25 protein-coding genes are annotated in these 26,483 nt (G+C 56.9%); 3 read left to right on the top strand and 22 right to left on the bottom strand.

Annotated elements, in window-relative coordinates; genetic code table 11:
• Nucleotides 1–44: 44 nt before the first annotated feature.
• Nucleotides 45–662, top strand: a complete 618-nt coding sequence (locus tag ABY734_RS09580) for a methyltransferase (protein ID WP_372778772.1) — start codon at nucleotides 45–47, stop codon at nucleotides 660–662.
• Here the strand turns inward: ABY734_RS09580 and ABY734_RS09575 are convergent.
• Nucleotides 646–840: a GDCCVxC domain-containing (seleno)protein gene (locus tag ABY734_RS09575; protein ID WP_372778771.1), complete on the bottom strand. Its 195-nt coding sequence runs from the start codon at nucleotides 838–840 to the stop codon at nucleotides 646–648. The two genes, ABY734_RS09580 and ABY734_RS09575, sit on opposite strands and share 17 nt — an antisense overlap.
• Before the next feature lie 68 nt (nucleotides 841–908).
• Between ABY734_RS09575 and ABY734_RS09570 the strand changes: the two genes are divergently transcribed.
• A complete protein-coding gene (locus ABY734_RS09570) occupies nucleotides 909–1,430 on the top strand; it encodes a phosphatase PAP2 family protein (RefSeq protein ID WP_372778770.1) in 522 nt (173 codons plus the stop codon).
• Between the two features lies 1 nt (nucleotide 1,431).
• Nucleotides 1,432–2,460 carry an MJ1255/VC2487 family glycosyltransferase gene (locus ABY734_RS09565; RefSeq protein WP_372778769.1) on the top strand — a complete coding sequence of 343 codons (1,029 nt, stop codon included), beginning with the start codon at nucleotides 1,432–1,434 and terminating at the stop codon, nucleotides 2,458–2,460.
• A 278-nt stretch (nucleotides 2,461–2,738) separates the two neighbouring features.
• Here the strand turns inward: ABY734_RS09565 and ABY734_RS09560 are convergent, their stop codons facing one another.
• The 21 genes from ABY734_RS09560 to ald form a co-directional block, all read right to left on the bottom strand.
• Complete coding sequence (locus tag ABY734_RS09560; RefSeq protein WP_372778768.1) at nucleotides 2,739–4,481, bottom strand: GNAT family N-acyltransferase; 1,743 nt, start codon at nucleotides 4,479–4,481, stop codon at nucleotides 2,739–2,741.
• 8 nt (nucleotides 4,482–4,489) lie between these two features.
• Nucleotides 4,490–5,311, bottom strand: coding sequence for a UDP-2,3-diacylglucosamine diphosphatase (locus ABY734_RS09555; RefSeq protein WP_372778767.1), 822 nt, complete (start codon nucleotides 5,309–5,311; stop codon nucleotides 4,490–4,492).
• Nucleotides 5,312–5,408: 97 nt separating this feature from the next.
• A complete protein-coding gene (gene plsB, locus ABY734_RS09550; protein WP_372778766.1) occupies nucleotides 5,409–7,895 on the bottom strand; it encodes a glycerol-3-phosphate 1-O-acyltransferase PlsB in 2,487 nt (828 codons plus the stop codon).
• 57 nt (nucleotides 7,896–7,952) lie between these two features.
• On the bottom strand, nucleotides 7,953–9,137 hold the full coding sequence (locus ABY734_RS09545; protein ID WP_372778765.1) for a multidrug effflux MFS transporter: 1,185 nt from the start codon (nucleotides 9,135–9,137) through the stop codon (nucleotides 7,953–7,955).
• A gap of 71 nt (nucleotides 9,138–9,208) precedes the next feature.
• A complete protein-coding gene (locus ABY734_RS09540) occupies nucleotides 9,209–10,411 on the bottom strand; it encodes an acetyl-CoA C-acyltransferase (protein WP_372778764.1) in 1,203 nt (400 codons plus the stop codon).
• Between the two features lie 37 nt (nucleotides 10,412–10,448).
• Complete coding sequence (locus tag ABY734_RS09535) at nucleotides 10,449–11,237, bottom strand: SDR family oxidoreductase (protein ID WP_372778763.1); 789 nt, start codon at nucleotides 11,235–11,237, stop codon at nucleotides 10,449–10,451.
• A 170-nt stretch (nucleotides 11,238–11,407) separates the two neighbouring features.
• Nucleotides 11,408–12,598, bottom strand: coding sequence for an acyl-CoA dehydrogenase family protein (locus ABY734_RS09530; protein WP_372778762.1), 1,191 nt, complete (start codon nucleotides 12,596–12,598; stop codon nucleotides 11,408–11,410).
• A 12-nt stretch (nucleotides 12,599–12,610) separates the two neighbouring features.
• The gene (locus ABY734_RS09525) at nucleotides 12,611–13,768 is read right to left on the bottom strand and encodes an acyl-CoA dehydrogenase family protein (RefSeq protein ID WP_372778761.1); all 1,158 of its coding nucleotides are present in this window, start codon (nucleotides 13,766–13,768) and stop codon (nucleotides 12,611–12,613) included.
• A gap of 25 nt (nucleotides 13,769–13,793) precedes the next feature.
• Nucleotides 13,794–14,327, bottom strand: a complete 534-nt coding sequence (locus ABY734_RS09520) for a YfaZ family outer membrane protein (RefSeq protein ID WP_372778760.1) — start codon at nucleotides 14,325–14,327, stop codon at nucleotides 13,794–13,796.
• 47 nt (nucleotides 14,328–14,374) lie between these two features.
• Complete coding sequence (locus tag ABY734_RS09515; protein WP_372778759.1) at nucleotides 14,375–15,259, bottom strand: SDR family oxidoreductase; 885 nt, start codon at nucleotides 15,257–15,259, stop codon at nucleotides 14,375–14,377.
• Between the two features lie 36 nt (nucleotides 15,260–15,295).
• Complete coding sequence (locus tag ABY734_RS09510; protein WP_372778758.1) at nucleotides 15,296–16,444, bottom strand: acetyl-CoA C-acetyltransferase; 1,149 nt, start codon at nucleotides 16,442–16,444, stop codon at nucleotides 15,296–15,298.
• A gap of 34 nt (nucleotides 16,445–16,478) precedes the next feature.
• A complete protein-coding gene (locus tag ABY734_RS09505) occupies nucleotides 16,479–17,528 on the bottom strand; it encodes an acyl-CoA dehydrogenase family protein (protein WP_372778757.1) in 1,050 nt (349 codons plus the stop codon).
• A 65-nt stretch (nucleotides 17,529–17,593) separates the two neighbouring features.
• Complete coding sequence (locus tag ABY734_RS09500) at nucleotides 17,594–18,766, bottom strand: acyl-CoA dehydrogenase (protein ID WP_372778756.1); 1,173 nt, start codon at nucleotides 18,764–18,766, stop codon at nucleotides 17,594–17,596.
• Between the two features lie 45 nt (nucleotides 18,767–18,811).
• On the bottom strand, nucleotides 18,812–19,567 hold the full coding sequence (locus tag ABY734_RS09495) for an enoyl-CoA hydratase family protein (RefSeq protein ID WP_372778755.1): 756 nt from the start codon (nucleotides 19,565–19,567) through the stop codon (nucleotides 18,812–18,814).
• A gap of 4 nt (nucleotides 19,568–19,571) precedes the next feature.
• Nucleotides 19,572–20,672 carry an NAD(P)H-dependent flavin oxidoreductase gene (locus ABY734_RS09490; RefSeq protein WP_372778754.1) on the bottom strand — a complete coding sequence of 367 codons (1,101 nt, stop codon included), beginning with the start codon at nucleotides 20,670–20,672 and terminating at the stop codon, nucleotides 19,572–19,574.
• 132 nt (nucleotides 20,673–20,804) lie between these two features.
• On the bottom strand, nucleotides 20,805–21,605 hold the full coding sequence (locus ABY734_RS09485) for a CoA-transferase subunit beta (RefSeq protein ID WP_372778753.1): 801 nt from the start codon (nucleotides 21,603–21,605) through the stop codon (nucleotides 20,805–20,807).
• Nucleotides 21,606–21,615: 10 nt separating this feature from the next.
• Nucleotides 21,616–22,491 (bottom strand): CoA transferase subunit A, encoded by an 876-nt coding sequence (locus ABY734_RS09480; protein ID WP_372778752.1) that lies wholly within the window; start codon nucleotides 22,489–22,491, stop codon nucleotides 21,616–21,618.
• A 46-nt stretch (nucleotides 22,492–22,537) separates the two neighbouring features.
• Nucleotides 22,538–23,005 (bottom strand): Lrp/AsnC family transcriptional regulator, encoded by a 468-nt coding sequence (locus ABY734_RS09475; protein WP_372778751.1) that lies wholly within the window; start codon nucleotides 23,003–23,005, stop codon nucleotides 22,538–22,540.
• The gene (locus ABY734_RS09470) at nucleotides 23,002–23,562 is read right to left on the bottom strand and encodes an Lrp/AsnC family transcriptional regulator (protein WP_372778750.1); all 561 of its coding nucleotides are present in this window, start codon (nucleotides 23,560–23,562) and stop codon (nucleotides 23,002–23,004) included. The genes ABY734_RS09475 and ABY734_RS09470 overlap by 4 nt, the downstream gene beginning before the upstream one ends.
• Nucleotides 23,555–25,144 (bottom strand): FadD3 family acyl-CoA ligase, encoded by a 1,590-nt coding sequence (locus tag ABY734_RS09465; RefSeq protein WP_372778749.1) that lies wholly within the window; start codon nucleotides 25,142–25,144, stop codon nucleotides 23,555–23,557. Before ABY734_RS09465 ends, ABY734_RS09470 begins: the two co-directional genes overlap by 8 nt.
• 173 nt (nucleotides 25,145–25,317) lie before the next feature.
• Nucleotides 25,318–26,445, bottom strand: a complete 1,128-nt coding sequence (ald, locus tag ABY734_RS09460; protein ID WP_372778748.1) for an alanine dehydrogenase — start codon at nucleotides 26,443–26,445, stop codon at nucleotides 25,318–25,320.
• Between the last annotated feature and the right edge of the window lie 38 nt (nucleotides 26,446–26,483).

The raw sequence follows: 26,483 nt of genomic DNA, 5'->3' as shown, positions 1-26,483 counted from the left end.
TGTCGTTCCCTGTGTAGAATCCTTCGCCCAAACAAGGATCGCTAATGCCAAAGAACCCTCACGTCCGCGAAGCCTACGGTATTGTCTCGCCCACCAGCCGCAACCCCGCCCTGCGCCGCCTGAAAAATTCCCAGAGCACGCCCTCCATTCACGGCAATAAATTGTGGGGCGCCTGCTACCTGATGATGGAATACCTGGAGCAGGCACCTCTTCCGCAAGGGGCTCGAGTACTGGATGCCGGCTGCGGCTGGGGGCTCGGCGGCATCTACTGCGCCAAGCAATTCGACGCACAGGTAACGGCGATGGATGCCGACCCGGCCGTCTTCCCCTACCTGCAGCTGCTCGCCGAGCAGAATGGCGTCGCCATCACAAATCACGTGGCCCGCTTTGATGAGCTGACCGTCGAAGATCTGAGTAAGTTTGACGTGGTGATTGGCGCCGACATCTGCTTCTGGGATGCACTGGCGGACGACGTATCCGAGATGATTGACCGGGCGATTGAAGCCGGCGTACCCAAAATCATCCTGACCGACCCACAGCGCCCGCCGTTTAACGCACTGGCTGATCGCTGCGTTGAAGAGCACTTCGCCGAAGCACTGCAGATCGAAACCGAACAGCCGCGCCGTTTCACCGGCACCGCACTGGTCATTGAGAACGGTTAGCCCGGCAGGGCTCTGAGCCAAACTCGCAGAAAACGCAGCAGGTCTGAGCTTTCAGCGTTTCGCCGCAGGCAACACAACCGCACTGCTTAGGGCCGCGCGCTGGCGGGAGACGCTCCGTCACTTTGAAACCGCATTTCGGGCACTGCAGAATACTGCGGCTTGCCTTTTCGCCTGTCATAAAATAATCATATTTCTGTCACAGTGAGTACATACATCGGGCACAGACTGCATAGTCAGGAGAACACTATGCAGATACTCAATACGCTTACACAGTATGATACTCGCATGTTCCTCTGGTGCGTAAACAGCCGCCACCAGACCATGCTGGCCAAAACCGCGAGACAGGTCTCCCGCAGTGGTGACGGCTATCTTCAGGTGCTTATCCCCACGGGGCTGGCGCTGGTAGCCGGTGAGGCCGGCAAGCACCTGCTGCTTGCCACCCTGCTGGCATTTGCCATAGAGCTGCCTATCTACTGGATACTCAAGAACAGCTTCCGGCGGCGTCGGCCACCAGAAGCCATACCCAGCTTTTCAAGCCTGATAACCGCCTCGGACAAATTCAGTTTTCCGTCCGGCCACACCGCTGCAGCCACCATGCTCGCGACGCTGGTCTACCTGAGCTTTGGCATGCTGGCCCTGCCGCTGATGATCTGGGCGGCAATGGTCGGCGCCTCACGCGTCATTCTTGGCGTGCACTTTCCCGGCGATATTCTCGCTGGGGCAACACTGGGTGCCACGCTGGCCTACCTGAGTTTCACTGTGGTCTGATATGAAAATTCTCTACGGCGTACAGGGCACCGGCAACGGTCATATCAGCCGCGCGCGGATGATGGCGAAGCACTTTCAGGATAGAAAAGCCAATGTCGACTTCCTGTTTTCCGGCCGCGATCCTGAGCGCTACTTTGAGATGGCGTGCTTTGGCGATTATCAAACGCGCACCGGCCTTAGCTTTATTACCCATCAGGGCTCGGTCAGCTATCTTCGCACCGCTTTGCAAAATCGTCCCGTCCAGTTCCTGCGGGAAGTGCGCAACCTGGACGTTTCCAACTACGATGTGATCCTCACCGATTTCGAGCCGGTGACAGCCTGGGCGGGTAAACTGCAGAGCCGCCCCGTGATCGGCATCGGGCACCAGTACGCTTTTCACCACCCCGGTGTGCCACGCAGCAAAGGCGACATTCTCAGTCGACTGATTTTGCGCTGTTTCGCACCGGTTACCACGGGCCTGGGTTTACACTGGTCCGATTTTGGCGGGCCGATAGTACCGCCGATTGTGAATACTTCTGTCACCAGTCAAGAGGGCAACAGCATTCTGGTCTACCTGCCCTTTGAAGATCAGCAGCGTGTCACCCGTCTGTTAAACCAGCTAAACGGCTGGCATTTCATTCAGTACTCACCGGATTTGCAGGACGGCAGAGATGGCAATGTCGATACCCGCCAAACCAGCTTCAGCGGCTTCAAGCAGGATCTGCAAAGTTGTCGCGCGGTGATCTGTAACGCGGGCTTTGAGCTGATCAGTGAATGTCTCTACCTTGGCAAGACCGTTCTCGCAAAACCGGTTTCCGGTCAGGGTGAACAGATCGCCAACGCTCTTGCGCTCTCCCAGCTGAACTATGCCGATATCATGCATGAGCTTAGTCTGGCTCAAATTCAAGACTGGCTGACTGCATTGCCAGAGGGCCGGCGCGTAAAGTATCCGGATGTTGCGGCGGCGCTGGTAGAGTGGGTGCTGTCGGAACAGTGGCACGACACTCACAGCCTCAGCGAAGATCTCTGGCGAAAAACCCGGCTGGCTTAATGATCGCCCTCACCCTAACCCTCTCCCAGAGGGAGAGGGGACTAAATTGGCGCAAGTTTGCTGCTTCTCACTTTAGCAGAAGGCTGGGATGAGGGTGGCTGCTTGCCCCAAAGCTCTCTCCTCTGTACTCCCCTCTCCCTCTGGGACAAAGCCGATAGGCTTTGGGCATCAGAGCTTGCGACGATGGGGCGAAGCCCCGTACCCACTGCGCTTCGCGGGGCATGCTAAACGAAGTGAGTCACTGGGTTAGGGTGAGGGCCGGTTAGGAATGGCAGGCCTCAGGCGGCCTGCTCGGTTTCTATTGTCTGGTCTTTTTCTAATCTTGAACTATCCAGATAGCGTTTGCGGCGGGCGGGTTTCATTTTTTCGATATCCACCATCACCAGCCCATCCACACAGTCAGCAAAGTCGGGGTCGATATTGTAGGCGGCAAACTGCACCCCACCGGGCTCGCACAACTCCGAATACTGTTTGTACAGGGGCGGTACGCTGGCGCCCAGCTCGGCGAGCCGGGCCTTTAGTTCGATAAACTCACTGGCGTAATCTTCCCCGGCAAAACCCTCACTCGCCGTCGGCGTGTAAGGCAGTTTCGCAACAGCCCAGCGGGAAGCGGGCGGGAAGTGCTTGCTGTAAAAATCCACCATCAGTTCTCGGGCCGAGGACGGCAGCTCATTACTGATACTGACTGGACCAAACAGATAACGCACTTCGGGGTAGCGCGACAGGTAGGCGCCGACACCCTGCCACAAATAATCCAGCGCCGCTTTGCCCCAATACTGGGGCTGCACAAAGCTGCGCCCCAGCTCAACGCCCTGCTGAAGGTAAGGGGCGGCGTCTTCGGTAAAGTGAAACAGCGTCGCGGTATACAGGGTTTGATCCGCGGCAAGAGAGGCACAGCGCGCCAGACGGTAGGCTCCTACCAACTCCAGCTGATTGTCATCCCACAACAGAATATGATCATAGTAGCTGTCGTAAATATCGGTATCGCGGCGCTGTCCGGTGCCCTCACCCACTGCGCGAAAGCTGATTTCCCTGAGTCGCCCCAGCTCCCGCATGATCACGCTGTCGCCCGCGTAGCGGTAGCAGTAGATTTCCATACCGTCGCGGGTCGTCCCCAGGCGTTCGCTGGCCCTCAAGGCCTGGCGCAGCAGGCGTCGGTCTTCCGGGTGAGCCACAGATTGCATCTGCGGCATAAAGTATTTTTCACCGCGCTGCTGACGCGCCCCTAGCTTGTACACGTGGCGCTTAAACAACTGCGCTTTGGCGCGCGGCGTCAGCGGCAGTGATTCATAGCTGCCAGTTTCCACAATCGGGCCGATGCTCATGCGCGCACTGCGATGATGCTGCTTGAACATCTCGCGAATCAGCCACAGAGTTGATATCGGCTTCGCCAACAGCGACAGGGCATAGAAGAACAGTGAATTACGGGCGTTGATATGCACCGGCAGAATCGGCGCCTGGGTTTTGCTGGCAAAGCGCAGAAAACCGGTACGCCAGCGGCTGTCTTTAACGCCGGTCGGCCCCAGCCGCGATACTTCACCCGCGGGGAAAATAATTAAAGCACCACCCTCATTAAGATGGGCTTCTATGTTTTTCAGGTTCTGCTTTGGTGTATTGCCGTTCATATTGTCAACCGGCAACAGCAAGGGCCGCAGCGGCGCCAGACTGTACAGCAATTCATTGGCCACCACTTTTACGTCAGGGCGGATCTCGCTCAGCAGCTTCAAAAGCGCCAGGCCATCGAGGCTGCCAATGGGGTGGTTAGCCACAAGGACCACTTTTCCGGACACCGGAATGCGCTCTCTCTCCCAGGCCTTTACGCTGTAGTCAAAGTCAAAGTACTCCAACGCCTTGTCAACAAAGTCGATGCCGACAAGATGCGGATAGTCTCGTTCAAACTGTTTGAATTCGCGCTCGTGAAAGAGATAGCGGAACAGTGTAACCAAAGTACTTCGAATGCGAGGGTGATTCTCGGCTATTGCCGGAAAACGCTCATTGACGACCGTATCAACACAAATCATGACATTACCTACCCCGCCTTGCGCAGCGGAATTACTTCCGCCTCGTGAAGACCAACTTGAGAATTGAATTCGCGGACAATACGCTGGCGGTCACTCCAGTGGAGCAGTTGCAACTCGCCGCTATCAGTTTCAGTCAGCGCACTGCAGCTTTCGATCCAGTCACCGTCATTGCAGTACACAATGCCATTGATCATGCGCATGCCCGGTTGGTGAATGTGGCCGCAGATGACACCGTCCAGCCCGCGCCGCTGTGCCTCCTGCACCGCGGCCTGCTCGTAGACATCAATCACCTGCCGGGCATTTTTTACTCGCCGCTTGATGTAGGTTGCCAGCGACCAGTAACCCAGCCCCAGGCGACTGCGGATAAAGTTGCCCCAACGATTCAGAAACAGGAGAAAGTCGTAGGCGACATCACCCACCAGGTGCTCCAGCCGGTTCAGGCGAATATGGGGATCTAGAACATCGCCGTGAAAGACCAGGAGTTTGCGACCATCGGCGGTGGTGTGCACAGCTTCGTGCTTGATTTCCACCGCACCCAGCGACTCGCCAACGTAGTCCCTCAAGGGTTCGTCGTGATTGCCCGGAATGTAAACCACCCGGGTCCCGTGTCGGGATTTTTTCAGGATAGCGCGCAGCACATCGTAGTGGGCGGCAGGCCAGAAGAAGCGTTTTTTCAAAGACCAGAGGTCGACAATATCACCCACCAGATAGAGGGTTTCACAGTCGACGCTATTGAGAAAATCGAGAAGGTAGTCGGCCCGACAGTCCCTGAAACCCAGGTGAATATCAGACAACCAGACTGCTTTGTACCGCAGCAAGGGAGTGCTCACTGGTTTGGCTCCGCGCTTTAACACGGAGCCAGACTAGCGAGTGGCAGTGACAGTCAAATGTCAGTTGAGAAACAGTTTTGTGACAGCTAGGTCACTTTCACTGCTCCTGTGATTCACCGTCTTCCAGTTTCTGCAGAGACAATCGCGGGTCGCGCACCAGATGTTGCATCCCCTGCTGTACAGCAGGGCCCAGCAACCAAACCCACTGTTCCGCCAGTTCCTGCAGGCGCGGGTTTACACTCAACAATGTGCCCTCTTCTTCAAGCAGCCCCTGATCGACCAGCGCATCAATATAAATACGGAACAGGGTTTTATCGAAGTATTCCGGCGCTTCCCTGCCGGTCAGAATTGCAAGGCGCTGTACCATAAAGATAATGTGTTGCTCGATCGCTGACCGCTCGGTGGGTCGCTCGCTGAGCTGATACACCAGCAACAGGCTGCACATGGTGTAGCGTTCCAGAGTTTCCCGCAGCAGACGGCCAAGCCCGATCAATGCGCTGTACTCGCTCGAGCCGATATCCGGACGATACAGTTTGCTGCCACTGCGGTTCAACAGACCAAGCTCAACCATGGCCTCAATTAGCTCTCGCACCCGTTCTTCCGCGTCTCTTATCGGCCAATGTAGAAAAAGTTCACGTTTTAGGAATGGATACAAGCCGACACAGCGCTGTACCAGCGCCTCTTCATCAATACTGTTGCTGTGTCTGAGAAAACGCGCAATCAAGGAGGGCAAAGCCAGTACATGCATCACCGAGTTGCGGTAATAGGTGAGCATGACGGCTTCATTACCGGTGACCGTAATAATCGGCCCCCAGGCGTGTTCTATACGAGACAGGCCGGCCGTTCGCGCCGCCGCTTCGAATATCTCCGCCGCTGATTGCTCCGGCAGAACAATATCCTGGCTGTAGGGGACCCGACGCATCAATGTCAGGAAACGCTCAATCTGCTCTAGCAGTTCAGTCTCTGCCATCGCCCGCTGCGGGCTCGACAGCAGAATCGCCGAGACCAGGCCAATTGGATTGACGATCGCAGCCTGATTAACGCGCTCCATGTTGAGGCGCGACAGCCGCTCGATGGCGAGAGGGAGCCAGGTTTTATCACCGGCCTGCCAGCGGTTTCGCCACTGGGGCTCCAGACGATTAAGCGCTTCGGACAGAATGATGGGTTCGCCAAACGCAACGTGCGGACTGCCGTAAGAGGATTTAAAAATCTTGCGCGCCTTCAGCAACTCGCCCGCGGACTCTTTCTTCTTGCCCGCCCCGCGCAGCTCCTTGGCATAACTGCCGCCTTCCACCAGCTTGTCGTAGCCAACATATACCGGCACCAGCGCCGCCGCGCGGCTCGGCTGCGCCAGGAAACTTTCAACCACCATCGACAGCATACCGCGCTTGGCGGGAAGCAAACGGCCAGTGCGGCTGCGCCCACCTTCCGGGAAGAACTCCACCGGATAACCGCGCCCCAACAGCACATCGAGGTAGGCTCTGAATACCGCGGAATACAGCTGCTGACCGGCAAAACTGCGGCGAATATAGAAGGCCCCACCCCGGCGCAGCAGGCCGCCAGCAGGCCAGAAGTTCAGATTCACGCCCGCCGCGATATGCGGCGGCACCAGCCCCTGATAGTAGAGGGTCCAGGAAATCAGAAGGTAATCCAGATGGCTGCGGTGGGACGGCATGTAAATAACATGATACTTGTTGGCAACCGAGCGCAGCCGATCCACATTGTAGGCTTTAACACCGCTGAAGATCTTGCGAAAGACCCAGCTCAGGACAATATCCAAAAAGCGAATCATCCGAGGATCAAAATTGGCGGCCACTTCATTGGCCATTTTCCGTGCGCGCTTATAGGCCTCGTCGCGGCTGATATTCTGGTCCTGCACCTCTTCCTGCAGCGCCTGTTGCACCAGCGGGCGACGCAGAGTGACGTTGATCATATGCTGACGCGACAACAGGCTCGGCCCGAGGGTTGCCGTCTTTTGCCGCAAGAAGTGAAACGACAGACCGCGATGCAGCAACTCGGCGGCGCGCAGGTGGTTCGGCTGACGCTTTAAAAAGCTGTCAAAGTCGATCGGTTCGGCAAAATTCACCAGCGCTGAGCGCCCCTGAACCAACATGATCAGTAACTTGCGCAAACCGCCGGCGAATTCCGCATCACCGACCAGCAGTTTAAGAATAGAGGTCTCACTGCCCGGATCACGCCCCCAGAAAATGGATACGGGGAGGATCTGGATGCCCACATCGTGCTGACCGGCTGCGCCTGCGATAACCTGCACCAGCTGCTGTGGCGAGCGCTGTTCATCCAGCTCGGCAATCACAGGCAAATAAAGACAAGCTGCGCTGTCGGCAGTGGGCAGATCACCGGAGGGCGTGTTAACAACCGGCAAATCCAATTGTCGGCACAGCCGCTCCAGCACCAGCCGGTCAGACCAGCTGTGCTGGCGCAAGACGTAGCATACCGGCTTGCCTTGCAGGGTTTCACGCAGCGCATCCAGATTTTCAGGGATGACCTGGGGCTTCACAGCCCACAACACCGGCCGCAGCAACACCCGAACAAAGACAAACGCTAAACGCCGTAACCACTTCATTGAACAAACCTTTTTTTATCGCTCGCGACCAGCAACAGCCTTAAGCATAGCAACACTTCAATTTTTCTGAGGCCGTAACAGCCAAAAACCACAGGACGCTACCAGACCGCCCGACATCATGGTCAACGCCATGGGTACCGCAGTGCCGTCCAGATGACTGCCGACAAAGGCGCCCGCCAGTGCAGCGGTGCCCATTTGCAGAAAGCCCAGCAATGCGCTCGCGGTAGCTGCCATATCCGCAAAAGGCGCCAGCGCCACCGACATGGCCTGCGGCATGGTACTGCCAACCGCCGCAGTATAGAACACCATCGGCAAGACAACGGCGAGCGGGTGATGCCAACCAACGGCGCCCAGCAGCGCCATAACGCCGGCAGAGCTCGCCGCCAGCACGGCACCGCCAATCATGGTCTGCACCGGATCGAGCCGGTGAGCCAGTCGGGCAGTGAACAGACTGCCGCCCATGTAACCGGCAACAATCAACATAAACCACCAACCGAAGTGCTCTGGCGGCACGCCCATAAAATCAATCAGCACAAAGCTGCTGCCCGAAATAAAAGCAAAGGCGCCAGAGTACATGGTCGCAATACCCAGCGTGGAAATCACAAAATGCTTATGGCCCAACAGAAAGCGATAATTCGCGAGAATGACTGACAGCTTGAACTGGGTCGGCTTGGCCAGTGTTTCAGGCAGCACCAGCCATACCGTGACCAGCGCCAGAAAACCGTAGCCCGCCAGACTCCAGAAAATCGCCTGCCAGCCGGTGAAGGTCAGCATCCAGCCACCCAGCAAGGGCGCAATGACCGGCGCAATCGCCATAATCGCCGCCATATAGCCCAGCGCCTTCGCCGCCTGGGTTGGCCCATAGATATCCCGAGCCATGGCCCGCCCCAGCGTCGGGCCCACACACGCGGAGATACCTTGAATAAAACGCCAAAACACCAAGGACTCCACCGTCTCGGACCGGGCACAGCCGACACAGGCAATAGTAAACAGGGCAATACCGCCGAGCAGAATCGGCTTGCGACCAAAGCGATCGGCCATGGGGCCGCAGAGCAGATGAAATACCGCGAAACCGATCAGATAGGCGCTTAGGGTCCACTGCACCGCGGGCAGCGTCGTATCGAAATACGCCACCAGCGACGGCAGAGCCGGCAGGTACATATCGGTCGACAAGGGACCGAAGGCGACAAAGGCCGACATCAGCCAGAGTGTCCAGCGCGATTGTGGGTCGAGGCTTTTCATGGCCCGGGGCCTATGCAGTTGAAAAGAAAAACGGGGCCAACAGGCCCCGTTCTCAAACAAGGTGGGGCATTTTACAGTACTTCGAACAGACCGGCAGCACCCATACCACCTCCCACACACATGGACACCACCACGTATTTAACACCGCGGCGCTTACCTTCGATCAGGGCGTGACCGACCATGCGCGCACCGCTCATACCAAAGGGGTGACCAATAGAGATGGCGCCGCCATTGACGTTCAGCAGCTCATTGGGAATGTCCAGCTGATCGCGGCAATACAGTGCCTGACAGGCAAAGGCCTCGTTGATTTCCCACAGACCAATATCACCCACTTTCAAACCGTGACGCTTGAGCAGCTTGGGAATGGCAAAGACTGGGCCGATACCCATTTCTTCCGGTGCCAGACCGGCTACCGCCATGCCACGGTAGGCTCCCAAGGGTTGCAAGCCACGCTTCTCGGCCATGGACGCTTCCATCAGACAGACCGCTGAGGCGCCATCAGACAGTTGCGAGGCGTTACCGGCAGTGATGTGCTTGCCTTCCTTGATCAGCATACCGTCTTTGAAAACCGGATCGAGACCTTGCAGACTTTCCAGTGTGGTGGACGGACGATTGCCTTCGTCCTTTGTGAGAGTCACTTCTTCGTAGGTGGTCTCTTTGGTTTCTTTGTTGAATACCGCTTTGGTGGTAGTCAGCGGCACAATCTCGTCGTCGAACTTGCCCGCTTCCTGACCAGCGGCAGTGCGCATCTGGCTCTGATAGGCAAACTCATCCTGGGCATCGCGAGAGATGTTGTAACGATCCGCGACAATTTCCGCTGTTTCAATCATCGCCATGTGCATGTAAGGGGTGTGGTCAGTCACCGCCTTAGACACATTACGGTAGCCGTTTTTGTGCTTGTTCTGGGTCAGGGAAATTGACTCCAGACCACCGGCAACAGCAATATCAATTTCGTCAGTCATGATGGCCTTGGCGGCGTAGCCAATAGTCATCAAACCAGAAGAACACATACGATCCAGTGAGGCGCCGGACACAGTCACCGGCAAACCCGCTGCCATCGCGCTCAAGCGCGCTATGTTGTAACCCTGACTGCCCTGCTGGGCTGCCGCGCCCATCAGCACATCGTCTACCTCGCCACCCTCAATGCCAGCGCGCTCTACGGCGTGGCGGATAACATGGCCGCCCAGTACCGGCGCATCAGTGTCGTTAAAGGCACCGCGAAAGGCTTTGCCCATGGCAGTACGTGCGGTTGAAACTATTACGGCTTCTTTCATGATTCATCTCCTGTTGGCAGCCGGGCTGCCGTTTAAATCAAGCGTGTTGGGAAGAGCAGCTGATGGTTTCACCTGTCAGGTACGATGAGTAGTCCGAGGCGAGGAACATCATCACGTTCGCCACTTCCCAGACTTCCGCGCCGCGGCCATAGGCTTCGCGCCCTTCCAATTCGGCAAGCAGTTCCTCTGGCGCAGATTTTTTCAGCATGGGGTGTACCGCCAGCGATGGCGACACCGCGTTAATGCGCACACCAAAGTCTGCAGCTTCTACCGCGGCACATCGAGTGAGGGCCATGACGCCGGCTTTTGCCGCGGCATAGTGGGCCTGTTCTTTCTGTGCGCGCCAGCCAAGCACCGATGCGTTGTTAACGATTACGCCTGTACCCCGCGTTTTCATGACTTTCATCATATAGCGAGTCATGCGCATGGTGCCGTTCAGCGTTACGTCAATAACCTTATTCCACTCATCATCGTCCATATCGATCAGCAGCTTGGAGGTACCGAGGCCGGCATTATTGATCAGAATATCGACACCGCCGAGTTTCTCTTCAGCAAAGTTTATCAGCGCCTGAACGTCGTCTTCGACGGCCACATTGCAGGTTTTACCCCACACATTTTGCAGACCGGTTTCGGTTTTCAGTTTTTCCACCGAAGCGTCCAAACGTCCCTCGTGAATATCGCTGATCACAATAGCGCGGCAGCCCTCTTCAACCGCTTTTTTGGCGGCGGCAAAGCCGATGCCTGCGCCGGCTGCTGCGGTAATAAGTACCGCCTTGTCTTTCAACAGGCCGTGGCCGGGAACGTAGGTGGGGTTTTTAATATCCATAAGAATCTCTTGCTGTATTCGTCAGTGTTTAATTTACGACAGAACCAAGGGGTTTGGCTGTGGTGCGCGGGCAAGGCGAAGCTCGCATTCAGTGAGGGAGTTTACAACGAGTAAATGACCGATCTGAATGTGAGCTTCAACGCCGCCAGCGTGCCTCAGACGAAGCCCGTCTACCATTTGGGTTCTTTGGGCATCCCCAACCCCCGCTCCGCAATAATATTGCGCTGAACCTGATTGGTACCGCCGTAGATCGTATCCGAGCGCACAAACAGGTAGAGCGATTGCAGTCGGGTCAGTTCATAGGGTGCGCCGTCGAGCACTTGCCCCATTTCGCCTTGCACATCCACGGCCAGCTCACCCAGATCGCGGTGCCAGGTCGCCCAGTACAGTTTGTATATCAGGGCTTCTTTCTGCAGGCTGCCATCGCCCACATCGTCAGAGAGCATGCGCATACTGTTGAAACGCATAATTTTCAAACGCAGGTACAGATCGGCGATCCGCTGGCGAATAACGGGGTCTTTATGAGCGCCACTCTCTTTGGCAACCTTGACCACTTCATCCAGTTCATTCTGGAAAGCCATCTGCTGACCAAGCGTGGATACGCCGCGCTCAAAGCCCAGCAGCCCCATGGCGACTTTCCAACCATCGCCGGGCTCGCCAACGATGTCCTCGGCATCGCATTCAGCGTCGTCAAAAAAGACTTCGTTGAATTCCGATGTGCCGGTGATCTGCTCGATGGGGCGCACGATAACACCGGGCTGATCCATTTTAATCAGAAAAAATCCGAGCCCTTTATGTGCCTTGGAGTCAGGATCAGTGCGGGCAATCACAAAGCAATAGTCGGATTCGTGGGCCAGCGAGGTCCAGACCTTCTGGCCATTGATGATCCACTTGCCTTTGGCCTCGTCGAAGCGCGCTTTGGTTTTAACGTTGGCCAGATCAGAGCCGGCACTGGGTTCAGAATAGCCTTGGCACCACAACTCGGTGCCCGCCACGATACCCGGCAAGTATTTCTGTTTCTGTTGCTCACTGCCAAAGGCAATGATGGTCGGGCCGGCCAGGCCTTCACCAATATGACCGACCCGCCCCGGCGCACCAGCGCGGGCATATTCTTCAAAGAAGATAACCTGCTGCTCGATCGACAGTCCGCGCCCACCGTATTCTTTGGGCCACCCCACACAGGTCCATTTGCCCTCGGCCAGCTTCTGTTCCCAGACTTTGCGCTCTTCCGGAAACATGTGCTCGTCGCCGGGGCCGCCGCGAAACTTCAGCTTTTCAAATTCCCCGGTCAGGTTGTCTTTCAACCACCCCGCGATTTCTTCGCGAAACTGTTCATCTTCCGGACTGAAACTCAACTTCATGACTACTCCTCCTCAGTCCAGTACGACGCCAGCCAGACGCTCGCGGTGCCAGCTGGGATTGCCCAGCATGTGCTCGGAGCCTTTGGCGCGTTTGAAATAGAGATGTACGTCGTACTCCCAGGTAAAACCGACGCCACCGTGCATCTGCATGGATTCACCGGCGTTCTTGAAATAGGCCTCGGAACAATAGGTCTTGGCAATACTCGCGGCTTCCGCCAGCTCATTGGCCAGTGGGCCGTTTTGCAATGCTTCATCGGCCACACAGGCAGCGTAATAAACCGCAGAGCGCGCCGCTTCAACCCGCAGCATCATATCCGCCGCTTTGTGTTTGATTGACTGAAAGCTGGCAATCGGGCGGTTAAACTGAACGCGTTCTTTGGTGTACTCCACGGTGCTGTCGAGCAGTTGCTGACTGCCACCCATCTGCTCCGCCGCCAGCGCAATGGTCGCCAGATCCAGTGCCTTATCCAGTACCGCCCAGCCCTTACCAGCACCACCGAGCCGATTGTCAGCAGAAACCTTCACCTCACTGAATGACAGAGAGGCCATTTTTCGCGTCTGGTCCAAAGTCGGCAGGCTTTTGCGCTCAAGACCAGCGGTATCCGCCGGCACGGCAAATAGGCTGACACCTTCGCCACCACGGGAACCTTCAGCGCGCGCGGCAACAAGAATCAAGCCCGCCGTCATGCCGTCGACCACAAAGCTGCTCTCACCGTTGATGACAATACTGTCGCCGTCTTCACGATACGTAGCGGTAACCGCATCGGCGCCGCGCCCTCCACGAGGACCACAGTAGGCCAACGTGGCCGTCAGGCTGCCTTCGCAGATAGCCGTTAGATAGTTAGCCTTCTGCTCTTCGCTCGCGGCCAGCAGGAGTGTGTTAACTCCGAGACAAACCGTTGAATAGAAAGGCGCACACAACAGGTAGCGCCCCATCTGTTCCATCATTGCCACCAGCTCAACATAGCCCAGCCCCATACCACCGAATTCCTCGGGGATGTGGATGGCCTGCCAGTACATCTCGGCACAGATCTGCTGCCAGAGTGCGTCGTCAAAACCGGTGTCGGAAGCCATTGCCTTGCGCACGGCCTCACTGGTGGACACCTCAGCCAGAAATGATTCCGCGGTATCGCGGATCATCTGCTGCTCTTCGGTAAATACAAAATCCATTCTTTGCCTCGGTTCAAGGCGCCTTCTAGAAGAGCAGTTTCAGCTCAACGTAGGCACCGTCCTGAAAATCATAGTCGCCGCGCACGTCTTCGACCTGTACTTCAATATCCGACAGGCCAAACTCCAGCGCGGAGTTTTCAAACAACATCAACTGGGCACCAATTTTCCAGTCCCGGTAGCCGTCCATATCATCAAAGGAGGTGGACGACGGCCCGTAGTAATACGCGGCAACCAGACTGAAAAGATCACTGGTCGGCATTTTCAGGTCCACACCAAAGGCCAGCCCCGGGCCTTCAAAGCCGTCGAGATCCGCGTAAAAGCCTTTCACCCCGACGCGCCCCTGCAGGCGACCGCGCTGACCATTGGCATAAAAACCGGCATTGTAAATTTCCACATCGTCGTCTTCGTTGTGGTTAGCGCCGAATTCCACCGACGCTTTCCCATCCGGCGAATTGGCATTGAGAGACAAGCCCGCCACATCATCGCTGAATCGGAAACTCAGGTCGTTGGCCAAAGCCGGTGTTGCCAGTGCTGCCAGCAGAAAAAGCGCTTTCTTCATGGTGTTACCCCTGTGCGGTATTGGTTCCTTATAGCGGGGCCCTGATATCAGGTTCCCCACACTTTCTGCGCCGGAACTTCTTTTTTCAGCAGTTCGTCCATCGCAGAGCCAATTTCAGCAGGCTGCCACTGAGCGCCTTTATCCACGCCTTCAGTGGTTCGCCAGCCATCGGCAATGCAGATTCTACCGCCTTCTGACTCAAATACACGCCCGGTGACATGTGAAGACTCCGCACTGCCCAGCCAGGCCAGCAAAACCGACACGTTTTCCGGGGCGAAATGGTCAAAGCTGCCGTCTTCCGGCGGCGCCATGCGCTGCGCCATTTCCGGCACACCCATGGTCATGCCGGTGCGAGCCGAAGGCGCAACCGCGTTGGCGGTAATGCCATAGCGACCGAGTTCGGCTGCCTGATTCAAGGTCAGTGCAGCAATACCGGCTTTAGCCGCCGCGTAATTGCTCTGGCCAATGGAGCCCTGCAAGCCGGCCCCGGAGGTTGTGTTGATAATACGTCCGGATACGGCCTTGCCTTCCTTGCTCTGACCACGCCAGTAATGAACGGCATGCGAGCTGATACAAAAATGCCCCTTCAGGTGAACCGCCATGATGGTGTCCCACTCCTGCTCGGTCATGGACGCAAACATGCGGTCGCGATTGACGCCGGCGTTGTTCAACACGATATTCAGGTCGCCATAGGTATCGATGGCCTGCTTTACCGCATTGAGGCTGTCGTCGTAATTGGTGATATCAGAGGTATTAACGATGGCTTTGCCACCAGCCGCCGTGATCTCGTCGACCACCTTCTGCGCTGCCTCTTCGTTGATGTCGTTGACCACAACGGCGCAGCCTTCACCTGCAAAAACACGCGCGTGAGCTGCACCCAGTCCACCACCGGCGCCGGTGATGATGGCTACTCGATTGTCCAGAATTCCCATAGTTGTTTCCTCTTGATGTCCTTGCTAGCGACGCTATTACAGTCGCTCAATAATCGTTACGTTTGCCTGACCACCGCCTTCACACATGGTCTGCAGACCATAGCGGCCACCGCTGCGCTCCAATTCGTGCAGCAGCGTCGTCATCAGTTTGGTACCGGTCGCACCCAAGGGGTGACCCAGCGCTATAGCGCCGCCATTGACGTTGGTTTTGGCGTGGTCGTAGCCGGTATCTTTCAACCAGGCCATTGCCACTGACGCAAACGCTTCGTTGATTTCGACAAGATCGATATCGTCCATCGTCATACCCGCTTTTTTCAGCGCGTACTGTGTGGCGGGAATGGGGGCGGTCAACATCCAGATTGGGTCGGCAGCGCGCACACTGATATGGTGAATGCGGGCACGCGGTTTGAGGTTGTAGCGCTTGAGCGCATCCTCGCTGACAATCAGCATCGCGCTGGCGCCATCGCAGGTCTGGCTCGATACCGCCGCAGTCACCTTGTCACAACCAAACAGGTAATCGAGCTCCGCCATTTTCTCCAGCGTGGAATTACGTGGCGTTTCATCCATCGCCACCCCTTCCATCGGAATGATTTCCCGGTCAAAGCGACCTTCTTCAATAGCCTTCAACGCACGGTTGTGCGACTCCAGCGAATACTTTTCAAGATCGCGGCGAGAAAAACCCCACTTGTCGGCGATCATCTGCGCAGACTTGAACTGTGTCGGCGGCTCCGCGCCATAGCGGGCTACCCAGCCCTGCGAGCCTGAGAAGGGGTCTTTAAAACCCATAGGCTCGGCGGCAATCATAGCTGATGAAATCGGAATCTGGGTCATGGTCTGAACACCACCGGCGACGATTACATCCTGCGTGCCAGACATGACCGCCTGCGCGGCAAAGTGAACGGATTGCTGTGAAGATCCGCATTGACGGTCAATCGTAGTGCCCGGCACTTCATCAGACAGCCCCGCCGCCAACCAACAAGTGCGGGCGATATCACCAGCCAGCGGACCGATGGTGTCAACGCAACCGAAAATGACGTCGTCGTATTCGCTGTCTGGAATACCATTGCGTTCAACTATGGCTTTGAGCACGTGGGCGCCAAGGTCGGCACCGTGTACGTGGGCCAGACCGCCTTTGCGTCGGCCTGTGGGTGTTCTTACTGCATCTACTATGTAGGCTTCTGGCATGATTGCCTCCTGTCAGTGGATGAGGACATCATCCTCAAAAAGTATTTCCAGCACCGAGCTTGGCGTCATCCGCCAGCACATAGGCCGCAACCCGCTGCTTGTGGAAGGCTGCATCGCCCCAAGTATTGGCATAAGCCCAGGCGCGCTTCATATAAATATGCAGGTCCACTTCCCAGGTGTAACCCATGGCACCGTGCACCTGAATACAGTTCTTCGCTGCCAGGTTGGCCACTTCGCAAGCCGCCAGCTTCACGTGGCTGACCGCCATCGCTATACAGTCTTGCCCGTTATCGATGGCGTAGGCTGCTCTCGCTGCCGGCGCCTTGGCATACTCCAGTCGGTAGGCGATGTTCGCCATGTGGTGCTTCACCGCCTGAAAGGTCCCGATCGCCACACCAAACTGCTTGCGCTCGCCGGTGTACTGCACCGAAATATCCACCATGCGCTGGGCAAGCCCCAGGGCTTCTGCTGCCACGCCCAGAGCGCCGCCATTGCGGGCCGCCTCTGTCAACGTTTGCGCAGCGGCGCCGTCGGCGATCTTTTCTGCTTTGGTTTCGTCAAACTCAACCGTAAACAGTTTGCGCGACAGATCGACCGATTCGTTGGCTCGCAGCGCAGCGGCTTGAGGGTCAACCGCATACAAAGCACCGGCTTTTTCCAGAATCAGAAGATCGGCAATGTGCGCATCCTCTACAAAAACATTCTGTTCCAGCCCGACCATGACCACGGCCTCACCGGCGGCAATTTTCGGCAACCAGGTTTGCTTCAGGCTGTCGCTCTTGCTATTAACAAGCAGCGGCACCGCAACCATCGCGGTATGCACCAGCGGGGCCGGTAGCGCTACATAGCCGCACTCCTGTCCCAGCAGCACAAAGTCCAGCATCTGCATGCCCAGACCACCAAAGTCTTCAGGCACCGTGATGCCCGTCAGTCCCATTTCGGCCAGTTGCGCCCACAGCTCAGGGCTGCGGCCAGTTTCGCTTTCCCACAGCTCACGAATTTTTTCCGGCGTGACTTCGTTAACCAGAAAGTCGTGAACGGACTCCTGAAACAGGAGCTGGTCTTCTGAAAATGTGAAATCCATAATTCTCTCTCGTTTACCTTCCTTCACCCTGCCCTCTTCCACAAAGATGGCGCTGGAGTGAGGGATTACTTTCGAGGCATTCCCAACATTCTTTCAGCAATAATATTGCGCTGAATCTCGTTTGTTCCCGCATAAATCGGCCCGGACTGCGCAAACATCCAGCCGTCCAGCCAAGTCCCAACACCCGCGGCATCAGGAGCGTGCGGCTGCAATTCTGCGCGCGCACCCAGTATGCTCAGCGCTGTGGCGTGCATCTGCTGATCCAGCTCCGACCAGAAAATTTTGTTGGTCGAGGCCTCCGCTCCAATCTTGCCGCCTTTGATCAAGCGGCAGGCTGTCTGATAGGTAGTCAGGGTATAAGCTTCGGCGTCCATGTAGGCGCGCAATACCGCCTCGCGAATCGCCGGGTCGCGATCGGCACTCGCCTGATTTTCCTTGTACAGGTTAACCAGACGTTTCGCCGTTTCCTGGAAACGTGCGGGGGAGCGCAACATCAAACCGCGTTCGAAGCCGGCGGTAGCCATGGCAACTTTCCAGCCCTCGCCTTCGCCACCCAAACGGTACTCAGCCGGTACTTTAACGTTATCGAAAAAGATTTCCGCAAAGCCGGGCAAGCCGTCCAGCTGGGGGATGGGTCGCACGGTGATGCCTTCCAGATCCAGAGGCACCAAAATAAAAGTCAGGCCATGGTGGCGCTGGGATTCAGGATCAGTACGAAACATACCGAAACACCAGTCGGCCCAGACCGCGCGCGTCGACCAGGTTTTCTGGCCGTTAATCACGTAATGACTACCATCTTCGCTCAGCTCAGCCTTGGAGCGAATCGCCGCCATATCCGAACCCGCATTGGGTTCAGACCAGCCCTGACACCAGATGTCTTCGCCTGTCGCCATACCCGTCAGGAATTTCTTTTTCTGATCTTCGGTGCCGTATTCCATCAGGGTCGGGCCGAGCAGGAAAATACCGTTCTGGTTTACCCGCAGCGGTGCCCGGGCAGCATAGTATTCTTCTTCAAAGATCAGCCACTGGATAAGGTCGGCACCGCGGCCACCCATTTCCTCGGGCCAGGTAATCATGCCCCAGCGACCTTCGTAGAGTTTCTTTTCCCATTCGCGATGCTGTTGAAAACCTTCTTCCGTATCGAAAGTCTTCAACGGCTCACTGGGAACATTGGCGGCAAGCCATTCGCGCACTTCCTGGCGAAAGGCTTCGTGTTCTGCGGTAAATGTCAGGTCCATTCGTAACCTCTTGGTATTTGTTGCTCGACGGGGCGCTTCCCCCTCTTAGAAGCTGGCGTCACGCTTCTCGACAAAGGCATCCCGTGCTTCCTGGGAATCCTTTGACGCATAAGCTTCTTGGGTAAAGCCCTGCTCCCAGCGGTACTTGTCTTCCAGATTGCCGTCTTCAATGCCAGTCAGTGCTTCTTTCGCCAGCTGAATCATGCGCGGTGATTTATCGGCAATTTTCTCTGCCATTTCGCGGGCAGTATCAAGCAGCTGGTCACGGGGAACCACTTTCTCGACAGCGCCCAGACGGTAGGCTTCCTGTGCGTCAATACCTTCACCGGTAAAGTACATGTAGCGCACTTTCTGCACCGGGAACATACGCTGCAAGTGAGCGCCGCCGCCCATCGCACCGCGATCCACTTCCGGGACGGCAAAGGTCGCGCACTCGGAGGCAACGATAATGTCAGCCGCGCCGCTGATACCAATGCCGCCACCCAATACAAAACCGTGTACAGCCACAATCACCGGCTTCTCATTGCGGTGAATCGCCTTGAAGGTGTCGTAATTACCCTTGTTCACGGCGGTGATTTTGCTGGCGTCGGCCTGCAGTTCTTTGATATCCACGCCGGCGCAAAAGCCCTTACCCTCGGCGGCAATAATAATCACACGCACGGCATCGTTTTTGCCCAGCGCTTCGATTTCATTGGCAATGGCAAACCAGCCGGCACTATCAAAGGCATTGACCGGCGGCTTGTTGAAAATCATTTCCGCTATACCGTTGTCGGTAATATTGAGGCTGAAAGGTTTGCTCATAGTTTCACTCGCTTGACGCAGGGCGTGACTCGGAAGGCGCAGTACTGCACATGCGCGCCAGTCCGGCTTCAGCCTCAGCGACTATCTGGTTGATTAAATCTTCACAAGAAAGCAGTTGATCAATAACACCGGCCACCTGACCTGAAGGCAGCACGCCCTCTTCCGGCTGGCCTTCGACCATCGCTTTCTGAATGATCATGGGCGCATTCGCCGACATGATCGCCTGCGCCAGCGTAAGGTCACCGGACTTGGTCATGGCCATCGCCGACTTCAGCAAACCTATCAGGCTGGCACCGGTGAACTTGCGAAAGGCCAGACCATTGCGCAAAGCGATGATCAGCTTTTTCAAGGCACTGGCCGATTCAAGTTCGCGCAGCACCTTGTTCATGATCATGCGCTGGGGCAGACCGTCCATCGCGGTGGAAACAACTATCTCACCGGGATTTTTACAGTCGATATAACGCGCCTTGGTGGCTTCCGGCACCGGGCTTTCCTTGGTTAAAAGAAAGCGCGTTCCCATGGCAATACCGTCAGCGCCGTAGCTCATAGCAGCCAGTAATCCGCGACCGTCCTTGAAACCACCGGCGCCTAACACCGGTACTTTGTCGCCAACAGCATCAACGACCTGCGGCAGCAGCAAGGTGGTCGGCACCGAACCGGTGTGACCACCGCCTTCGCCGCCCTGTACCGTTACCGCGTCGGCGCCCAGCTCAACCGCTTTAATGGCGTGTTTGGGCAGTCCAACGGTAGGCATACAGACAACGCCAGCGTCTTTAAGCTTTTTGATGAATTCAGGGCCGGGCGAGCGCGAATAGCTGACCGCCCTGACACCGTGCTTGATCACCAGATCGACAATCTCGGCGGCGTTGGGCTGGTACATATGAAAGTTCACACCGAAAGGGTTATCGGTGAGCTCTTTTACGCGCAGGATGTCGCGCTCCATTTCCTCTGGGGGAATGGTCGCACCCGCCAGAAAACCGAAGCCACCGGCGTTACAGGTGCCCGCCACCAATTTCGGATCTGCCACCCAACCCATCGCGGTTTGGATGACGGGATATTTGCAGCCAAGCAGGTCGGTGATTCTTGTGTTGAGTACGTTTGTCATAGTGTTACTCGTATTCCGGTCTCGCGCTGTTCCCCTCACCCCGACCCTCTCCCCAGGGAGAGGGGGCGCTTGGAAGCTGGATAATCGGTTCCCTCTCCCTCTGGGAGAGGGACAGGGTGAGGGAATTCCACATTAGCTCCGATCACCCGGAGGGTTATCCTTCAGCTGTTTGCTGCGCAGATCCTGCGGATCGATTTCACGGATAATCGCCAGCTGCTCTTCCGTCGGTGCCGGGGTGGTCGGAACATTATCGGGAATACAGATTTCAAAACCGGTGTTCTCCACCACCTGCTCCACGGTGATACCGGGGTGCAGGCTGACCAGACGGATCTGATTATTCGGACCGCCAAAATCCATCACGCACAGATCGGTAAAAATCATGCGCAGATCGATATCGTCATTGGTGTAACCCTTGGGCATACGCTCCGGGTTATAGCCAATGGTGCAGACCACATCGCACTCGCCTTCAATGAAGACACGCGTGCTGTGTGAGGGCACAAAGAAGGAATTGGCGTGACAGATGGAGTTACCGGGAAAGCCGCGCGTGCCCAGCATCTGGACTTTCGGCTTTTGGTAAGTGCCGCCCAGGGCGGAGATGTTGCTCTGACCAAAGCGGTCGATCTGAGTGGGGCCACCGGTAATATGTCGGCGACCGCTCCACACATTGTCAAAGATGCGCGAGAAACCCATCCAGGTTTCGTTCATCTGCTTGTAGCCCTTATCGCGGCTCAGCGGATTGGGCTCAGACAACAACCAGCTTTCACTGTCGGTCATCATGATATCGGTATTGCAGGTTTTCATCGCCAGACTGGCGGCGATGCGCGGTAACACACCAATACCGGTAATCAGAACTTCACCGTCATTCTCGTAGGCGGCGGCATTGGCGCAGATAATCAGTTCCGCCAAGGTGTAATCTTTTGCAGGCGTAGCCATTGTCGTCTCCTTAGTAAGTGGGCAGGGGCAGTTTTTTGATGGCGTCTATGCCGCCAACCGCCTGCTGATAGTCGTCTTCGCTTTTGCCGGTGATGTACTTGTCCGCGTAAACGGCAAAGCCACCCTCTTTAGCTGAGGCGTTGTACTCTTTGAAATGCGGTACATCGAAGCCGTAGTCCGGCGCACAGGATGTGGGGTGAGCGCCGCCCGGTGCGTGAACCACACCCGTCGTCTGACTGCGCTCCCAAAAAACAAAACGGGCTTGCGCTTCATCGGCAAAAAATTCGGTATCGACGATTTCTTCGGTCGTAACGAAGGTTTTTTCAGCCGCGCGGGCAAACCAGTCGTCCATGTAATGGTCAGGACTGGTGATCTGGCACACGCCGCGGGTGTCGGCTTTGTTCACATGAACGAGCGCCGCGTCGAGTTTCAAAGCCGGCATCGCCACCCACTCTTTGTCATCGTAGGGGCTGTCGATGACCTTGATGTCCGGGTTGTACTTGATGACATCCGTACCCAGACCAACCTTGGTGGGAATAAAGGGGCAACCCCAGGCAGCAGCGCGCAGACCCAGCAACATCATGCCTTCATCGATTTCCATGACTTCCAGTTCGCCGCTCTGACGCGCCTGACGGAAGTAAGGCTCCAGCGGGATAAAGTCGAGGGTAACGAACGCGAATATCACTTTCTTGACCTTGCCTGCCGCGCAGAGCATGCCGACATCGGCGCCACCATAGGCCACGATGGTCAGGTCTTTCAGGTCGGAATTAAGGATTTCGCGTACCAGCGCCATCGGTTTGCGACGCGGACCCCAGCCACCAATGCCGATGGTCATACCATCGCGCAACTGGCCGACCACTTCCTTCAGGCTCATTTGCTTGTTCATATCGACTCCTTGTTTTGCGCCGGACTGAATACCGGCACCCTGTTAATCACGTCAAAATCTTCGACATGCGGTAATCGTGCTTGACGAAGGTCACGCCCAGCGAGCACTCGGTTCGGCGCACACCGGGAATTACACTCACCTTCGTATTCAAAAAATCTGCCAGCTGGCCGTTGTTCTGCACCAGCGTAATGGCAAGTATGTCAAAGCGCCCCAGCGTGACCGCCACAAAACCTATCTGCGGGGTATCCGCCAGCGCTTGTGCGACATCCTTCACTTCCATTGCGCTGTCCACTTCAACCCAGATATAGGCCAACGTCGGATTGCGCAGATGATCAATATTGGTCACCGCCGTTATTCGGATCTGCCCTTCATCTTCCATGCGTTTGATGCGGCCGCGCACCGTGCCTTCGGTAACCCCGAGCTCCGCCGCAATCTTGCGGTTGCTGGTACGCGCATCGATTGCCAATGCATCAACAATTTTCTGATCCAGCTCATCAAGGCGGCGTTTGGTCACGCGGCACCTATTTTGCCAGCGGCGCTAGGCTCATCAACAGCACCGCGCGCTTTATCAAACAACACCCAGTTGGGCTGATTCTTCAGCACATCAATTGCCATGGCCGGCAGCAAACGGCGCACACCCGGCACACTGGCAAGACGTTTGGTCAGCAATTGCGAAACCGCTTCCTGATCTTCAGCCACCATCAGGCATTCAATATCGTGACTGCCCACCACCTGGCAGACTGAAAACACTTCTGGGAAGGCGGCCAAATCAGTTGCCACGTCAGCAGCGCTGCGCCCTTCCACCTGCACGCCGACGGCAAGCATCAGCGAAAAGCCCGCGGCCTCAAAATCGGTGACCGCAACCACCCGCAGCAAATCCTGCTCTTCCAGACGCCGCAAACGGCTGCGAACGGTGTTTTCCGTCAAGCCGGTTTTCTCTGCCAGCGCCTTGAAGGCCATGCGCCCGTCCTGGCGCAGCAGGGAAACCAGCTTGTGGTCGGCCTCTTCCATCTCCAGTGAATGCATGGGGATGCGTTCAGCCACGGCGTCTTTCAGCACGCCATCAGCCATGGCCGAGTTCTTTCGCCAGTTTTTTCAGCTCCGGCTTAACAACCTTACCCGAGGCGTTCAGCGGCAGGCTGTCGACAAAGGCCACATGCATCGGCACCTTGTAGCGCGCCAGATGCTCGCCGGCATAATCCAGCAGCGCCTGTTTGTTCTGCTCGAAGCCGGGCTTTAACACCACGAATGCCATACCCACTTCGCCTTGAGGCTGCTTGGGCACACCGATAACCGCCACCTGGGCAATACCGTCCATGCCGTAAAGGGTTTTCTCCACTTCAGCCGGATAAACGTTTTCGCCGTTCATGATGTACATGTCTTTCAGGCGATCGGTGATGCGCAGATAGCCTCGCTCATCCATTACGCCGATATCGCCGGTTCGCAGCCAGCCTTCGGAGGTAATGCTTTCAGCTGTGGCTTCGGGCATATCAAAGTAGCCCTTCATCACGTTATAGCCGCGCACCCAAATCTCACCCTCGCTGCCGCGCGCGACTTCTTCGCCGGTATCCGGGTTGGCGCATTTCACCTCGACACCCTCAATGGCGCGGCCTGAGGTGGTGGCGATGGTTTCGGCGTCGTCGTCGGGGCGGCAGATCGTCACCACACCGGTGGATTCCGTGAGGCCGTAAGCGGTCACAACGGTTTCAAAACCGAGCACATCGCGCATGTCCTTAACCAGTTTGACGGGGACAGAGGCGGCACCGGTCACGCCGAGTCGCAGACTGGACAGGTCGTATTTGTCGCGTCCGGGATCGGCCAGCAGCATTTCATAGAGCGAGGGCGCGCCCGGCAGCATGGTGACCTTATCCTGCTCGATCTGAGCCATCGCCGCTTCTTTATCGAAGGCCATCACCGGCAGGATAGTGCTGCCAAAAATAATCGCCGCCAGCCAGCCGGCCTTGTAACCAAAGGTATGAAAGAAAGGATTGATGATCAGGTAGTTGTCGCTGCTGCGCAGGCCGACGGTATCGCCCCAGGTTTTGAACACCTGAATATTCTGACGGTGTGTGCAAAGCACGCCTTTGGGTTTGCCCGTGGTACCGGAGGTAAACAGCATATCGGCCACATCGTCAGGCTCAACACTGGCCAGCCGCGCTTCCAGCGCCTCGATCTCGACCTCATCGGCCTGTTCCAGGAAGGCCTCCCAGCTCTGGGCGCGATGATCGCTGCCCCGCAGCAGTATTTTATGCTGCAGCGCCGGAAGATCTTCGCCTTCCAGCAGGGTCAACGGCTCGCCTTTTTCCAGCTGGGTATAGGTGAGCAAAATACGGGCACCGCTGCGACGCAGAATGTCGGCCGCCTCATTGCCCTGCAAGCGGTTGTTAAGCGGCACCAGAACCGCCCCGGCAGATTCCAAACCAATCGCCGCCTCAATCCACTCGGCCATATTGGGCGCCCAGATCGCCACCCGGTCGCCCTTCTCGACACCGGCGGCAACAAACGCCGCTGCCGCTCGACAACCGAGCTGCGCCAGCTCGTCATAGCTGACCCGGCGCTCCCCTTCCTTGATCGCTGTTTTGTCGCCGTATTCGTCAGCCGCCCAGGCCACCAGGGCGGGTAAACTTAACGGTAGTGAAGGATTCTGTGACATGCCTGACTCAATAGCTCTGGCAGAAAAATTGAGCACCAAGTGTAGTCAGGGGGCGGGCCCGAAGCAAGCGATATGCGTAATCCCAAGGGAGTATATTTACGCATTCCTATAGTTATAGGTTATATCAACGCCTCTTATCATACGATTTGACGCTATTCATACGAAAAACACACCTACCCCTTCGCGGTTGTCGGCACAAAGGGCGAGGCCTCGTATGCGCGCCCCTGAGCCCGCGCTACGGCGGGGCAGTAGAGCTTGCCTCCGCTTACACTCAGCCCTGCAGCCAAGCCTGCATCTGCCGACAGCGCCTGAAGCCAGCCCTCGCTGGCAATGGCACTGATATACGGAAAGGTCGCCCGCGACAGTGCCGCGGTTGCTGTGCGCGGCACCGCGCCGGGAATATTGGCAACGCAGTAGTGAACGACACCCTCTTCTATATAGGTGGGCTGATCGTGGGTTGTGGGCCGACTGCTCTCAAAGCAGCCACCCTGATCAATCGCCACATCCACCAGCACCGAGCCTGACTTCATCCGCTTTAGATCTGCTCGCTTGATCAGTTTTGGGCTGGCATCGCCCGGCACCAGCACGGCGCCGACAACCACCTCCACCTCCGGCAAGTGCTTCGCCAACCCTGACTCACCCGAAGGCTCAACTTCAAAAACCCCTTCCCATTCAGCCTGCAATTGCTTGCGACGGCCCTCGGCCGCCTCCAGCACCGTGACCAAAGCGCCCATACCCGCCAGTATTCGCGCGGCATTGAGCCCGACAACACCGCCGCCAAGCACCAGCACCCGGGCCGGAGTCACACCGGTGGCGCCCGCCAGCAACACCCCCCGACCACCAGCATTTTTCTCCAGGCAGCGCGCTGCCGCCTGCGCCGCAACCCGGCCGGCAATTTCACTCATAGGGAACAGCAGCGGCAGACGACCCTCGGCGTCGCGCACGGTTTCGTAGGCAATCGCCGTAACGCCGGTGGCAAGCAAGCGATCAACCAGAGAGGCGTCTGGTGCGAGATGCAGATAAGTGAACAGTACCTGCCCGGCCCGCAACAGTTCGCACTCCCGAGGCTGGGGCTCTTTAACTTTGACAATCAGTTCAGCGCGCTTGAAAACAGGCTCAGCGCCATCCACCAGTTCAGCACCAACGGTCTGATAGTCCTCGTCCTCAAAACCGCTACCAACACCCGCACCGCGCTCCACCAGAACCTCATGCCCCGCCTTGCGCAGGCTCGCCACCTGCTCTGGCATAAGCGCAACCCGGTACTCCTGTGCCTTGATTTCCCTGGGCAGACCGATAATCACTGACACCTCCACATCGCTGACGCCTACCATTCAGTGTA

Source organism: Litorivivens sp. (genome assembly GCF_041624475.1).
Lineage (GTDB): Bacteria > Pseudomonadota > Gammaproteobacteria > Pseudomonadales > Spongiibacteraceae > Litorivivens.
This window is presented reverse-complemented; position numbering and strand designations above follow the sequence as displayed.

Coding starts and splice junctions, on each gene's coding strand:
- ABY734_RS09520 (WP_372778760.1), bottom strand. CDS start 14,327: ATGAAGAAAGCGCTTTTTCTGCTGGCAGCACTGGCAACACCGGCTTTG.
- ABY734_RS09570 (WP_372778770.1), top strand. CDS start 909: ATGCAGATACTCAATACGCTTACACAGTATGATACTCGCATGTTCCTC.
- ABY734_RS09480 (WP_372778752.1), bottom strand. CDS start 22,491: ATGAACAAGCAAATGAGCCTGAAGGAAGTGGTCGGCCAGTTGCGCGAT.
- ABY734_RS09535 (WP_372778763.1), bottom strand. CDS start 11,237: ATGGATATTAAAAACCCCACCTACGTTCCCGGCCACGGCCTGTTGAAA.
- ABY734_RS09540 (WP_372778764.1), bottom strand. CDS start 10,411: ATGAAAGAAGCCGTAATAGTTTCAACCGCACGTACTGCCATGGGCAAA.
- ABY734_RS09525 (WP_372778761.1), bottom strand. CDS start 13,768: ATGGATTTTGTATTTACCGAAGAGCAGCAGATGATCCGCGATACCGCG.
- ABY734_RS09515 (WP_372778759.1), bottom strand. CDS start 15,259: ATGGGAATTCTGGACAATCGAGTAGCCATCATCACCGGCGCCGGTGGT.
- ABY734_RS09505 (WP_372778757.1), bottom strand. CDS start 17,528: ATGGATTTCACATTTTCAGAAGACCAGCTCCTGTTTCAGGAGTCCGTT.
- ABY734_RS09465 (WP_372778749.1), bottom strand. CDS start 25,144: ATGTCACAGAATCCTTCACTACCGTTAAGTTTACCCGCCCTGGTGGCC.
- ABY734_RS09470 (WP_372778750.1), bottom strand. CDS start 23,562: ATGGCTGATGGCGTGCTGAAAGACGCCGTGGCTGAACGCATCCCCATG.
- ABY734_RS09490 (WP_372778754.1), bottom strand. CDS start 20,672: ATGACAAACGTACTCAACACAAGAATCACCGACCTGCTTGGCTGCAAA.
- ABY734_RS09485 (WP_372778753.1), bottom strand. CDS start 21,605: ATGGCTACGCCTGCAAAAGATTACACCTTGGCGGAACTGATTATCTGC.
- ABY734_RS09580 (WP_372778772.1), top strand. CDS start 45: ATGCCAAAGAACCCTCACGTCCGCGAAGCCTACGGTATTGTCTCGCCC.
- plsB (WP_372778766.1), bottom strand. CDS start 7,895: ATGAAGTGGTTACGGCGTTTAGCGTTTGTCTTTGTTCGGGTGTTGCTG.
- ABY734_RS09565 (WP_372778769.1), top strand. CDS start 1,432: ATGAAAATTCTCTACGGCGTACAGGGCACCGGCAACGGTCATATCAGC.
- ABY734_RS09530 (WP_372778762.1), bottom strand. CDS start 12,598: ATGAAGTTGAGTTTCAGTCCGGAAGATGAACAGTTTCGCGAAGAAATC.
- ABY734_RS09495 (WP_372778755.1), bottom strand. CDS start 19,567: ATGAGCAAACCTTTCAGCCTCAATATTACCGACAACGGTATAGCGGAA.
- ABY734_RS09545 (WP_372778765.1), bottom strand. CDS start 9,137: ATGAAAAGCCTCGACCCACAATCGCGCTGGACACTCTGGCTGATGTCG.
- ABY734_RS09500 (WP_372778756.1), bottom strand. CDS start 18,766: ATGGACCTGACATTTACCGCAGAACACGAAGCCTTTCGCCAGGAAGTG.
- ABY734_RS09510 (WP_372778758.1), bottom strand. CDS start 16,444: ATGCCAGAAGCCTACATAGTAGATGCAGTAAGAACACCCACAGGCCGA.
- ABY734_RS09575 (WP_372778771.1), bottom strand. CDS start 840: ATGACAGGCGAAAAGGCAAGCCGCAGTATTCTGCAGTGCCCGAAATGC.
- ABY734_RS09560 (WP_372778768.1), bottom strand. CDS start 4,481: ATGATTTGTGTTGATACGGTCGTCAATGAGCGTTTTCCGGCAATAGCC.